This window comes from Propionicimonas sp., assembly GCF_049840635.1.
Lineage (GTDB): Bacteria > Actinomycetota > Actinomycetes > Propionibacteriales > Propionibacteriaceae > Propionicimonas.
The window spans coordinates 1834458-1847192 of record NZ_JASGKL010000005.1 but is presented as its reverse complement, the minus strand read 5'-3'; the positions used below and the strand labels follow the sequence as shown (position 1 = coordinate 1847192).

At 72.6% G+C, this 12735-nt stretch carries 11 protein-coding genes; 7 read left to right on the top strand and 4 right to left on the bottom strand.

Annotated elements, in window-relative coordinates:
• From QM779_RS14185 to QM779_RS14175, 3 genes are all read left to right on the top strand, one after another.
• The gene (locus tag QM779_RS14185; RefSeq protein ID WP_428536321.1) at window positions 1–585 is read left to right on the top strand and encodes a DinB family protein; all 585 of its coding nucleotides are present in this window, start codon (window positions 1–3) and stop codon (window positions 583–585) included.
• Between the two features lie 705 nt (window positions 586–1290).
• On the top strand, window positions 1291–1683 hold the full coding sequence (locus tag QM779_RS14180; RefSeq protein WP_428536319.1) for a hypothetical protein: 393 nt from the start codon (window positions 1291–1293) through the stop codon (window positions 1681–1683).
• A gap of 36 nt (window positions 1684–1719) precedes the next feature.
• On the top strand, window positions 1720–3114 hold the full coding sequence (locus QM779_RS14175) for an MBL fold metallo-hydrolase (RefSeq protein ID WP_428536317.1): 1395 nt from the start codon (window positions 1720–1722) through the stop codon (window positions 3112–3114).
• Between the two features lie 444 nt (window positions 3115–3558).
• On the opposite strand, the gene QM779_RS14170 is transcribed toward QM779_RS14175, so the two are convergent.
• A complete protein-coding gene (locus QM779_RS14170) occupies window positions 3559–6288 on the bottom strand; it encodes a PEP/pyruvate-binding domain-containing protein (protein WP_428536315.1) in 2730 nt (909 codons plus the stop codon).
• A 155-nt stretch (window positions 6289–6443) separates the two neighbouring features.
• Here QM779_RS14170 and QM779_RS14165 point away from each other — a divergent pair, with 155 nt between their 5' ends.
• Complete coding sequence (locus QM779_RS14165; RefSeq protein ID WP_428536313.1) at window positions 6444–6800, top strand: hypothetical protein; 357 nt, start codon at window positions 6444–6446, stop codon at window positions 6798–6800.
• Here QM779_RS14165 and QM779_RS14160 read toward each other — a convergent pair.
• Complete coding sequence (locus QM779_RS14160; protein ID WP_428536311.1) at window positions 6797–7864, bottom strand: dual specificity protein phosphatase family protein; 1068 nt, start codon at window positions 7862–7864, stop codon at window positions 6797–6799. The genes QM779_RS14165 and QM779_RS14160 overlap by 4 nt on opposite strands.
• A 403-nt stretch (window positions 7865–8267) precedes the next feature.
• Window positions 8268–9320, bottom strand: coding sequence for a LacI family DNA-binding transcriptional regulator (locus QM779_RS14155; protein WP_428536309.1), 1053 nt, complete (start codon window positions 9318–9320; stop codon window positions 8268–8270).
• An 81-nt stretch (window positions 9321–9401) separates the two neighbouring features.
• On the opposite strand from QM779_RS14155, the gene QM779_RS14150 reads away from it, so the two are divergent.
• Entirely contained in the window at window positions 9402–11081 is a 1680-nt protein-coding gene (locus tag QM779_RS14150) for a glycoside hydrolase family 13 protein (RefSeq protein ID WP_428536307.1), read from the top strand.
• Between the two features lie 95 nt (window positions 11082–11176).
• Window positions 11177–11356, top strand: a complete 180-nt coding sequence (locus tag QM779_RS14145; protein ID WP_428536305.1) for an HVO_2922 family protein — start codon at window positions 11177–11179, stop codon at window positions 11354–11356.
• A 76-nt stretch (window positions 11357–11432) separates the two neighbouring features.
• Here the strand turns inward: QM779_RS14145 and QM779_RS14140 are convergent, their stop codons facing one another.
• Entirely contained in the window at window positions 11433–11891 is a 459-nt protein-coding gene (locus QM779_RS14140) for an aromatic ring-opening dioxygenase LigA (protein ID WP_428536303.1), read from the bottom strand.
• 184 nt (window positions 11892–12075) lie between these two features.
• Between QM779_RS14140 and QM779_RS14135 the strand changes: the two genes are divergently transcribed.
• Window positions 12076–12588: a hypothetical protein gene (locus tag QM779_RS14135; protein WP_428536301.1), complete on the top strand. Its 513-nt coding sequence runs from the start codon at window positions 12076–12078 to the stop codon at window positions 12586–12588.
• Window positions 12589–12735 lie beyond the last annotated feature (147 nt).

Genomic DNA, 12735 nt, shown 5'->3' with positions numbered 1-12735 from the left:
ATGGATCCCAAGCTCACCCTCGCCAGCTACCTGCAGGACGGACGCGACGCGCTGCTCTGGAAGCTGGACGGCCTGTCGCCCTACGACGCGCGGCGTCCGCTGACCCCGACCGGCACGAGCCTGCTCGGCCTGGTCAAGCACCTCACCTCGTGCGAGTACGGCTATTTCGGGATCACCTTCGACCGCCTCCCCGACGACGTGCCTGACTGGGTGCTCACCGACGATGACGAGGACCCCAACCGCGACCTCTACGCGACCGCGGAGGAATCGGTTGATGGCCTGGTCGCCGGCTACCGCGCGGCCTGCGCGAACTCGGACGCGACGATCGATGCGCTCGCGCTGGACGCCGAGGGCAGCGTCCCGTGGTGGTCGCCGGCCCGGCGCACGGTGACGCTCCACCAGGTCCTCGTGCACATGATCGCCGAGACCCACCGGCACGCCGGCCACGCCGACCTCGCCCGCGAGGCGATCGACGGCGCAGCCGGCCTGCTGCCCGGGGTGACCAACCTCCCGTCGTGGAACGCCGCCGCCTGGCGCGACCACGCCGCGAAGCTCGAACGCATCGCGCAAGAGGCCACCGACTGACCCCCCGCCGGGCAACCACCCCACCTGTCCTCCCGGACGTGGATTGGCTACCCCACCTGTCCTCCCGGGCTTGGAGTAGCCACCCCCACCTGCCGTCCCGGGGCTCGAGTGACCACCTCACCTGTCATCCCGGGCTTGACCCGGGATCTCGACGTCGGAGCCAACAGCAACGTCCCTGAGATCCCCGCATCCGCGACCACCCCCAACCTGTCATCCCGGGCTTGACCCGGGATCTCGACGTCGGAGCCAACAGCAACGTCCCCGAGATCCCCGCATCCGCGGGGATGACAGAAGCGGGGGGAGCACCGTCCGCGGGGCAACCACCCCACCTGTCATCCCGGGCTTGACCCGGGATCTCGACGTCGGTGCCGTCAGCAACGTCCCCGAGATCCCCGCCTTCGCGGGGATGACAGAAGCGGGAAGCACCGTCCTCGTCGAGGGCCACCGTTCCCGTTCCAGAGCCACCCTTCCCGTCGACAGCCCTTGTCCGGACCGTGGTCCTGGGCGCGAACAGAAGCTCTCGATCCAGAAGGGGAGCTCTCGATGAGGAGGGGCAACCCGGAGGGGCCCCGGAGGCCGTGGGACTCGGCAAGTGTTCCTCGCGGTTCGTTCCTCACCGCTCGTCGAGACGGTGGGTTTCCCGAGCCGCTTGCGCGTCTCGGGAAACCCACCGTCTACTCTGGAAGGCGCACACAGGAGGACGACATGAGGCGAGCAGCCGTGGCGGTGGCACTGGTGGTCCTGCTGTCCGGGTGTGCGTCCGGAGGTACCGCGATGAGCACTCCCACACCGTCCGCGTCGGGCACGCCGGCGAGCGCGTCCCCCAGCCCCACCGGGACCAACGCGGTCCCCGCGGCGCGATGGACGGCGATCCTCGCCGATCTGGAGAAACGTGGCGTCCCGACGGACGACGTCCAGGTGGTGAGCGCCCGCACCGTGACCTGGAACAGCGGGGCGCTGGGCTGTCCGCAGCCCGGCAAGATGTACACCCAGGCGCTGGTGGACGGCCTGCAGGTCGTCGTCAGCGCGGGCGGCAAGCAGTACGACTACCGATTCGGCCACAGCGACAACCCCAAGCTCTGCGAGGGCATCAAGTAGCGCCCACGGCTTTCCCCGCGGGTACACGATGGAGTCATGGCTACGTCGCTGACCTTCATCGGGGGAGCCGGCACCGTGACCGGTTCCAAGTACCTGCTGACGAGGGAGAACCGACGCGTCCTCGTCGACGCGGGCGTCTTCCAGGGCGAGAAGCGGTTCCGCGAGCTCAACTGGCAGCCGTTCCCCGTCCCGCCCGCGTCCATCGACACGATCCTGGTCACCCACGCGCACACCGACCACGTCGGCTACCTGCCCGCCCTGGTCAGGGACGGGTTCACCGGCGACATCCTCGCCACCGAGGCCACGTGCGAGTTGGCGGAGATCGTCCTGCGGGACGCCGCGTTCCTCGCGGAGCGGGACGCGGCGCACGCCGCAGAGCGCGGCTACTCCAAGCACACCCCGCCCCTGCCCCTGTTCACGACCGCGGACGCGGAGCGCACCCTGCAGCAGTTGCGGGTCATCGACTACGACACCGACGTCGACCTCGGCGCCGGCTGGGTCGCGCGGTGGACGCGCGCCGGCCACATCCTCGGCTCGGCCAGCATCCGGGTGACCACGCCGGACGCGTCCGTCCTGTTCTCCGGCGACCTGGGCCGCGCCGAGCACCCCGTCCTGCGGTCGCGGGAAGTCCCCGCGGGGGCCGACACCGTCCTGATCGAGTCGACCTACGGCAACCGCGAGCACTTCGAGCCGGACGGGGCGGCGCACGAGCCGCTCGCCGACCTGGTCCGCCGGACGGCCCGGCGCGGCGGTTCGGTGCTGATCCCCGCGTTCGCTGTCGACCGCACCGAGGTGGTCCTGCAGACACTCACCCTCCTGCTCAGGGACGGACGCATCCCCGACCTGCCCGTGTTCGTGAACTCGCCGATGGCGCTCGCCGCGCTGCGGGTGTACCGGGACCGGCGGTTCGCCGGAGAGCTGCGGCCCGACCTCGACGCCGCCTCCTTTGTCGACCTTCCACACCTGCGGGAGGTGCGCAGCACCGAGGAGTCGATCCAGCTCAACGACCCGAAGATGCCCTGCATCATCATCAGCTCCTCGGGGATGGCGACCGGCGGACGCGTCCTGCACCACCTCGAGCACCTGCTGCCGGACAGTCGCAACGCGGTCGTGCTGGCGGGCTACCAGGCCGAGGGGACGCGGGGACGCGCGCTCCTCCACGGCGCCACCCACCTGAAGATGCACGGCCGCCAGGTTCCGGTGCGCGCGGAGGTGCTCCAGGACGAGGAGTTCTCCGTCCACGCCGACCGCTCGGAGCTGCTCGACTGGCTGGCCGCCCTGTCGCCCGCGCCCTCGCAGGTGTTCACCGTCCACGGCACACCGGAGTCCGCGTCCGCCCTGGCCGGCGAGGTGACGGCGCGGCTGGGGTTCCCCACCCGCGCCGCCGTCCTGAACGAGACGGTGGAACTGCCCGCCGGCGGCCCTTCGTGACGCTCGCTTCGCTCGCTCCTCAGGGACCGTTCGCCCTCGCGCGCCGCGAGCATTCCTGACACGGGTCCTGAGGAGCCGGCGAGGAACGAGCCGGCGTCACGAAGGGGCTGCGCTCGCGAGGAACGAGCGAACGCGTCACGAAGGGCCGCCGCCTCCCTGTCATCCCGGGCTTGACCCGGGATCTCGACGTCCATACCGACACCAACATCACCGAGATCCCCGCCTACGCGGGGATGACACTCCCTCCTCCCTGTCATCCCGGGCTTGACCCGGGATCTCGACGTCCATACCGACACCAACATCACCGAGATCCCCGCTTTCGCGGGGATGACAGGAGAGGGGGACCGCCGTCCCGAGATCCCCGCCTACGCGGGGATGACAGGGAGGTAGGGGATGACGGAGAGGTAGCGGGATGACAAGGGGGCAGAGGGAGGACAGCAGCTGTCAGCGGCGCTTGCGGGCGTGGTACCAGACGTGGGCGACGGCGGCGGCGACCAGCGCGGCGCCGGCGGCGACCAGCAGCCAGCGGTGGCCGGGCGCGGGCTGTTCGACGGCGTCCACCGCGCCAGGGAGGCGGACCGTGCCGGCCGATCCGTCCACCGTGATCTCGTCGCCGGTGTGGATGTCGCGGGTGGCGCTGCCCGTCCCCAGGACGGCGGGGATGCCGTACTCGCGCGCCACGATCGAGCCGTGGCTGAGCACCCCGCCGATGTTGGTGACCACCCCGGCCGCCATCGCGAACAGCGGCGTGTACGCGGGGGTCGTGATGGACGCGACCAGCACCTCGCCCGGCCGGAACAACCCGAAGTCCTCCGGCCCGGACAGGACGCGAGCCGGCGCGGTCACGACGCCCCCGCTGCCTGCGGTGCCGGTGAGCACCCCGCCGACCGCTCCGCCCGCTGTCGCCGGGTACATCCACTCGAAGGCGTCCATCGTGCGGTTCTTCGGCAGGTACTGCGGCGGCGTGGCCAGCCGCTCGCCGCGGGCCTCGGCCTGACGCGCGGCGATCCGGTCGCGGAGGTCGCCCGGCACCTCGCCACCGCCGTCGAGGGACGCAGCCAGTCCGCGCGCCTCGTCGAGGGTGAGCCAGCAGACGTCCATCGGCTCTGCGACCGCGTCCGCGGCGACCAGCCGGTCCCCGAGGGCCCGCAGCAGTCGGCGCGCGGGAGGGAGGAACAACCCCATCGCCGCCAGCGCGTCCTCCCGCAGCGGCCCGGTGTGCTGGGCACGGGTGAGCAGCGAGCGCACCCGCTCCGCCCGCCAGCCCTGCAGCCGGACCAGCAGTGCGGCCGCCGCGTCCTCCCGCGCGGCCGCCGCCCGCTGCTGCCGCACGTGCGGGTCGGGCGCGTCGTCGGCGAGGTCGTAGCGCAGCGCGCCGAGCACCGGCGTCGGGTCGTCGGCCGGCACGGGGTTCACGAAGTCGAGGTTGTAGAGCGTGTGGCCGTGCTCGGACAGATGCTGCGACACCCGCTCGCGCCACTGCGTCCACACCTCGCCCGAGACTCCGCCGGGGGCGTCGTCGGCGAGCGCGTCGACGGAGGGATCCGCGACGGCCTCCGCCAGGCCCGGCTGGTCGCGCACCCACCGGGCGAGGTCGTACAGCGCCTTGTCCGCCCGGATCGGCTCGGAGTCGTAGCCGAGCAGGAACACCTCGGCGGACGGGTCGCCGGGACGCTTCAGCAGCTTGTCGTAGACGCCCGTCCAGGTCAGCTCGGCGGTGGCCGCCAGCGGGATGATCGTCTGGACGGCCGTGTAGTAGTAGGTGACCGCGTCCACCAGGCGTTCCACGGCGGCCAGCAGTTCGGACGCGGAGACAGCGCCGACCTCGAGCGCCGCCTCGGCGTCCACCTCGGCCCGGTAGTCGGCCAGCCGGGCGCGCCAGCGGTCCTCGATCCACGACCCGCCGCCGCCGAGCACCTTCTGGATCGCCATCGGCGTCATTTTCAGCAGCGCGCCGAACGCCGAATAGCTGTACCGGTAGAACGCGTAGCCGTTGATCGTGGGGAAGCCGATGTCGCTGGACGCGCCGCCGGGGACGAGCTCCGCCAGCATCCGGTTCAGGCCGGCCGGCACCGCGGTCGCCATCAGGTCGGCGAACAAGGGCGTCAGCGGGTCGGGCAGCTGCTCGGTGATCGACGCCCGGAAGTACAGCCCCTTCTGCGGCACCGGCCAGTCGACCGGGATCGGTCCGGTGCGCGGCGGCAGCGCGGTGATCGGACGCGACTGCACGAGCTGGAACTCCCCGCCGGCGAGCGTCCACTCGATGTCCTGCGGTGCCCCGAAGTGCGCGGCGATCCGTTCCCCGAGTGCGGCCAGCCGCAGTGCCGCGGCGTCGTCCAGGACCGCGCGGTTCCGTTCGGCGCCGGTGGGCGAGGTCCGCGTCCGGCCGGAGGCTGCGGCCCGATCGGAGCCGGCGGTTTCCGGCGCGTCACTGACGACCGGGTCGATCCGGACGGCCTTGTCGGCGACGTGCGTGGTGAGGACGCGGTCGCCGTCGGTGTCGACGACGATCGTGTCGGTGTCGACCAGCCCGGAGACGACGGCCTCGCCGAGGCCCCAGGCCGCCGTGATCACGGTCTCCTCGGTGCGGCCGTTGGCGGGGTTGGCCGTGAACATCACGCCGGCAGCCTCCGCGGGGACCAGCCGCTGCACGACGACGGCCAGCGACGCGTCCCCGACGCCGTGCTGCGCGCGGTACCAGATCGCCCGGTCGGCCCACAGGGACGCCCAGCAGTCCCGCACCGCGGCGAGCAGCGCGTCATCGCCGACCACATTGAGGTAGGTGTCCTGCTGGCCGGCGAAGCTGGCCTCGGCGAGGTCCTCCGCCGTCGCGGACGAGCGGACGGCGACCGGCCCTCCGCCCAGCCGCGCGTACGCGTCACGGATGGCCTCGGCGAGGCCGGGGTCGAGCGCTCCCCCGCTGAACAGGTCGGCGACGCGGGACGCCGCCGCGCCCGCCGGCTGTCCCGCGGTGACGGCCGCAGCCGCGTCCGCGATCGCGTCCGCCAGGTGGTGCTCGGCGACGAAGCGGTCATAGGCCGCCGTCGTCACCACGAACCCGTCCGGCACGGGGAAGCCGCCGCGGACGAGCTCGCCGAGGTTTGCACCCTTGCCGCCGGCGACGGCCACGTCCGTCCTGCCCAGGTCCGCCAGCCAGCTGATCTCCTGCGCCATGTCACTTCCCCTGCTCGGTGGCGCCCGCGCCGGGCGTCCGGGTACCACTCTGCCCCGGACGCGGCATCGCGCGCCGCACGGACCCGGATTGCCGGTTCGGCCGCGGTCCGGCACCCCTCGGCCGTACCCTCGGAGGACTACCCTAGGAGGCCCCTGTGCGCGATCCGCAGCCCCGTCCCTCAGCCGGTGTCTTTCTCGCCGGATTCTGCCTCATGGTGGCCGGCTACCTGCTCCGGCTGTACGCGACCCTCGTCGAGGACGACGGCCTCACCGTGCTGGGCTGGGTCGGGCTGTTGTCCGGCCTGGTCGGCCTGCTCGTCGCCGCCTGGCGGTTCCTCGACGCGTTCGACAAGGCGGCCCTGCGGCTGTGGCGCGCGTCCGCCCGGGAGGAGGGCGAGGAGGTCCCTGCCGTGGCCTCGGACCCGGCGGTCACCACACGCGAGGACGACCCTGTCCCGGAGGCCGACGAGGACACCGTCAGGCCCGGTAGGGACGCGGGCCCGCCCGGCTAGGCCTCGGCCGCTTCGTCGGTCCCTTCCTCGTCCTGCTCCTCGTGCCCGCCGTGCGGCTCGGCGTCGTCGGCAGGCTCCGGGGCCGCGCGGACGGTGAGCCGCCCGTACTCGGTGGGCTCGAGAAGCCTCGGGTTGGTGCCGTCCGCGAGCCACTCCTCAACGGCCGGCGGCAGGTTCAGGGGCACCGGGTCGAAGAGGTTGGTGACCACGACGGGCAGCAGCAGCGCGTGCGGCTCGGCCGGCTGCATCGGACCCACGACCAGCGCGCGTCCGACGAGGCCGTCGTCGGTGAGGAAGACCACCTCGTCGAGCTGGGACAGCTGCTCGGGGCAGGTGTGCATCGACAGCCCCACCGCCACGTCCCCGGCCTCGTCGAGGACGCCGGCGAGCGCGTGCGGGTCGTCGGGGCCGAGGTGGACGAGCCAGCGGTTGGGCGGGTGCTCGGTGTCGCGGATCGACCGGATAACCTTGCCGACGTCGAGCTGGTTGGCGCGCCGCCAACGGGCGAGCGTGCGGCGGGCGTTGCGGCGCGTCCGCGCGTCCGCGTCCGTGCTCTCGAGGTACCAGCCCAGCGCGCTGCTCGCGTAGTCGATCACCGCGACCGGCCGGGACGCGCGGATGGCGTCCAGGGCGGGACGCAGCCCCGTCCCCTGCGCGAGCAGGATCGCGAGCATCGCCGACGGTGCCCGGTTCACCCCCATGTGGCAGTGCACGAGCACCTTGGCCGCGGGGTCGGCGAGCGCGGCGTCCACCCAGGCCACGAGGTCGGCGAACCAGGGGCCGTCGATCTGCTGGCCCGCGTCGGCGACGCGGTGCTGGAGGTAGCGCACCTGCGGCGCCCAGTTCTCCACGAGGGTCTCGTCGCTCCACTCCTCGCGCAGGTCCACGATGTGCGTGATGCCCGCGGTCACGAGCTCGTCCAGCTGCTGGCGCGCGAGGGCGAACCGCGGCGAGAGGTCGCCGCCGACCGCCAGCCGGTCGGTCACGAAGTTCGCGTTGGCGAGCGCGAACACCGTCGGCGACGCCGACGAACCGGGGGCAGGCTCGGTCCGTGGGGTGCTCATGCGGGGTCCCCGCGGAGTTGTTCGGGGGAGCGGAGCGGAGGAGAAGAACTCCGTGGGGTGCTCATGCGGGGTCCCCGCGGAGTTGTTCGGGGGAGCGGAGCGGAGGAGAAGAACTCCGTGGGGTGCTCATGCGGGGTCCCCGCGGAGTTGTTCGGGGGAGCGGAGCGGAGGAGAAGAACTCCGTGGGGTGCTCATGCGGGGTCCCCGCGGAGTTGTTCGGGGGAGCGGAGCGGAGGAGAAGAACTCCGTGGGGTGCTCATGCGTCCATCATGCCGCGTGCGGGTCGACCCGTCCCGCCTGCCCGCGGACGCCGGAGGCACGCGACGGCACGATAGGAACCGTCCCCATCGGTCCGTCCCCGGGTTCCGGCACGATGGGGACGGTTCCTGTCGTGCCGCCCGGGTCAGGCCGTGGCGGCGGTGCTCTCCCTGACGACCAGGTGGACGGACATCCGGCGACTGCGCGGACGCGGCCGCTCCGGGTCCGCGCGACCGGCGACCAGCTCGAGCAGCGCTCGGGCCGCCGCCCGACCCTTGGCGTCCACGTCCTGGCGGACGGTGGTGAGGGTCGGACGCGTACGCAGCGCGAGCGGGTGGTCGTCGAAGCCGACCACGGCCAGGTCGCCGGGGACGGACAGGCCCGCGTCCGACGCCGCGGCCAGCACGTTCTGGGCGAGCACGTCCGTCAGGCACAGCACGGCCGTGGGCCGGTCCGGACGTGTCAACAGCGGCACGATCGCCTGCGCGGGCGACTCGTCGGGCTGGTTGACCACCCACGGCTCCACTCCGGCGGCCGACAGCGCCTCCCGCCAGCCGGCGAGACGCTCGGAGATCACGCGATGCCGTGCCGCGGCGTCCGGGAGCGGACCGTCCACCACACCCGGCTCGGGCCCGAAGCCCGGCGTGAGCAGTGCCACCCTGCGGTGCCCGCGTTCGACGATGTGCGCCGCGGCGGCCCTGGCCCCGCCCCGGTCGTCGATCGTGATCGCCACGTCCCCCGCCGGCGCGTCCATGTCCACGTACACCACGGGCAACTCGCGGCGCTGCAGCCAGTCCAGCGCGGGCAGTTCGGGGTCGCAGGAGAACGCGATCGCCCCGTCCAGCGCCACGTCGCGGGCGGGGACGACCGGCCCGTCCGTGCTGGCCGGCACCAGCGTCAGGGCCAGCCCGGAGGTCCCCAGCTCGTCCGCCACCGCGCCGAGGAACCGCGCCGACACCTCGTCCGCCAGCGCCAGCCGCAGCGCGCTCGCCCAGAGCACGCCGATCGTGCCGGTCGTGCCGGTGGCCAGCGACCGTGCGGACGGGTCGGGCCCCAGGTAGCCGAGTTCGGCGGCCACGGCGAGGATCCGCGTCCGGAGCGCGTCGGAGAGCTGGTCGGGACGCGAGAACGCGTTGGAGACGGTCATCCGGCTCACGCCGACCCGGTCGGCGATCGACTGCAACGTCACCCTTGCCATCGTGTCCTCCCGGCTTGCACGGCGTTGCCTGCGAGTATATCTTTACCGGTACAGTTCTGTATCGGTAAAGAAGGAGACCCGATGCCCCTCCCCGCCGCAATCGCCGCTGACCGCGACTGGTGGCGCCACGCCGTGGTGTACCAGATCTACCCGCGCAGCTTCGCCGACAGCAACGGCGACGGCGTGGGCGACATCAACGGCATCCGGTCCCGGCTGCCCTACCTCGCCTCGCTCGGTGTCGACGCGATCTGGATCAACCCGTGGTACCCCTCCCCCATGGAGGACGCCGGGTACGACGTCTCCGACTACCGCGCGATCGAGCCGGTCTTCGGCACGATGGCGGACGCGGAGGCGCTGGTCGCCGAGGCGCACGACGCCGGCATCCGGGTGATCCTCGACATCGTCCCCAACCACACCTCCGACCAGCACCGGTGGTTCCGGGCCGCGCTCGCCGCCGGGCCCGGGTCGCCCGAGCGGGACCGCTACATCTTCCGCGAGGGACGCGGCCCCCACGGCGACGAGCCGCCCAACGACTGGCGCAGCGAGTTCGGCGGCCCCGCGTGGACGCGCGTCACCGAGGCCGACGGCCGCCCCGGCCAGTGGTACCTGCGGCTGTTCGCCCCCGGCCAGCCGGACGTGAACTGGAACCACCCGGACGTCCGCGCCGAGTTCGCGGAGACGCTGCGGTTCTGGTTCGACCGCGGCATCGACGGCTTCCGCATCGATGTCGCCCACGGCCTGGTCAAGGACGCCGACCTGCGCGACATCGCCGGGTTGCCCTTCCCGCTCCCGGACGACACCCCCGACGGGGTCGAACACCCCCACTGGGACCAGCCGGGCGTCCACGAGATCTTCCGCGAGTGGCGCGCGATCGCCGACTCCTACGCCGAGCCCAAGGCGTTCTGCGGCGAGATCTGGGTCGGCCGCGCCCACCGGCTCACCGCCTACCTGCGTCCGGACGAACTGCACACCGCGTTCAACTTCAACTTCCTCACCTGCCCGTGGCTGGCCGGCCCGCTGCGGGAGGTGATCACGTCGACGCTGGACGCGCACGCGTCGGTCGGCGCGCCGCCCACCTGGGTGCTCGGCAACCACGACGTGTGTCGGCCGGCGTCCCGGTACGCCCGGCCGCAGGAGCAGATCGACCCGGGATTCCCGAACCTGCAGCACTACCTCGGGCTGCCGTCCGACCTCGCTGTCGGCCGCCGGCGTGCCCGCGCCGCCGCGCTGCTCAGCCTCGCGCTGCCCGGCGGCGCCTACATCTACGAGGGTGAGGAGTTCGGCCTGCCAGAGGTCGAGGACATCCCGATGGAGGCCCGACAGGACCCGACCGTCGCCGGCACCGGCGGCGCGGAGATCGGACGCGACGGCTGCCGCGTCCCGGTGCCGTGGACGACCGGCGGCGACTCGTTCGGGTTCAGCCCGGACGGCGCCGCCGCACCGTGGCTGCCGCAGCCCTCCGACTGGGGCACCTACAGCGCACAGGCCGCCGAGGCCGACCCGGATTCCTCACTGGCGCTGTACCGGAGGGCCCTGGCGCTGCGGTCACGGATCCCTGCGCTCGGCGACGGCACGCTGGCCTGGGTGGACGCCGGTCCCGACGCGGTCGCGTTCACCCGCGACCCGGGCTTCGGCTGCTGGGTCAACCTCGGCGCCGAGCCTCTGCCCCTGCCGGCCGGCGCCCGCGTCCTGCTGGCCAGCGACGACCTGGCGGACGGAGCGGTGCCCACCGACACCGCCGTCTGGGTGGAGTTGGCCTGAGCCCGGCCCCGCACCGCGACGCAGACAGCCACGCCCGCCTCGGTCTAGCGTTGCCGGTGGCGGGCAACGGCGTCCGCCGCGAACAGGAGGCTGTGATGGCAGGAACGTTCGAGCTCTACGCCGACGCCAAGGGCGAGTACCGCTGGCGGTTGAAGGCGTCCAACGGCCAGGTGATCGCGACCGGCGGCCAGGGCTACGCGAGCAAGGCCAACGCCAGGGCGGGCATCGAGTCGGTCAAGAAGAACGCCGGGGACGCCGAGGTCACCGAGGTCTAGCCGACGTCGCGAGGCCGGAAGTGCGACGAGGGCCGGGACGCGATCGCGTCCCGGCCCTCGGTGGGTCGTGCTGCTGCTACTCGGTCGCGGCGACCTTCTCCTCCGCGACCTCTGCCACGGACAGGCGCAGCGCCCAGCCGAGGATGGCCGCGAGGACGCCGACCCCGACGGCGAACAGGGCGACGCCGAACGCGATCACCGAGGTGAACAGCGACGCCCGCAGGAAGGAGCCGTTCATGGCGGTGGTCCGCAACGGGTCGTCCTGCGCGAGTTCGGCGTAGGTCTTGCCACCGGTCGCCTTGAGGGCGTGGTGGTTGATCATGTCGGCCTGGACGAAGGCGGTGATCGGGTCTGCGACCTTGGCACCGGCGAGCATGTAGGCGTCGGAGGACACGGTGATGTTCTCGGCGGCGAGCTTGCTGCTCACCATTCCCCAGGTGACCGCGCCGGCGACGACGAAGACCAGGCCGAGGATGATGCTGACGAGACCGAGCGTCCGTACCTTCTTGGCGGAGCTGGCCGAAACACTGGACATATTTCCACTCCATCTGTTGGGGGGTCCGATGCCACTCTGCATCGGGCGGAGGTTAGCCTAACCTACGCATTGTTGCGTATTCAACCTGCATCGCCGCTGATCAGGCGGGAAATTCCCGGAAGCCGGATCCAGTCCGTGGTAGCCCTCCGACCGCGAGGGACGGCGCCCTAGGGTGGGGCGCACCATGAGCGTCCTGATCGTCACCGAATCGCTGTTCGGGAACACCCTCCACGTCGCGGAGGCGATCGGCGCCGGTATCGCCGAGGTGCGGGGACGCGGAAGCGTCCGCGTCCTGCACGCGTCCTGTGCGCCGGGCGACCTGCCGGCCGACCTCGACCTGCTGGTCGTGGGCGCACCGACCCACACACTCTCATTGCCGAACGCGGGGACCCGTGCCGACGCCGTGCGCAGGGGGGCGGCCACGGAGGCGCACGCCGGTGTCCGTGAGTGGATCGAGCAGGTCACGATCCCGGACCGGGTCAGCGTGGCGACCTTCGACACGTCCGTCCATTCCCGGATCCAGCTGGGGACGGCGGCCCGCGCGGCGGCCAGGGCACTGCGTCGCCGGGGAGCCCGCACCACCGTCGGCCCGTCCTTCTGGGTGACCGGGATGGAGGGCCCGCTGGCGGACGGTGAGCTCACCCGCGCCACCGAGTGGGGCCGCCGCCTCGCCAGGGAGACGCTCCCCGTCCGCTGACGCCGACCACGGCACGAAGGAACCGTCCCCTCGTACCCGGCACGCGGGGACGGTTCTTTCGTGCCCGGCACGCTGGGGACGGTTCCTGTCGTGCCGCATTCGGGCCGATTTCGGTCACCGTCGGCGGGGGGTCGGTGGTTGGCCGTA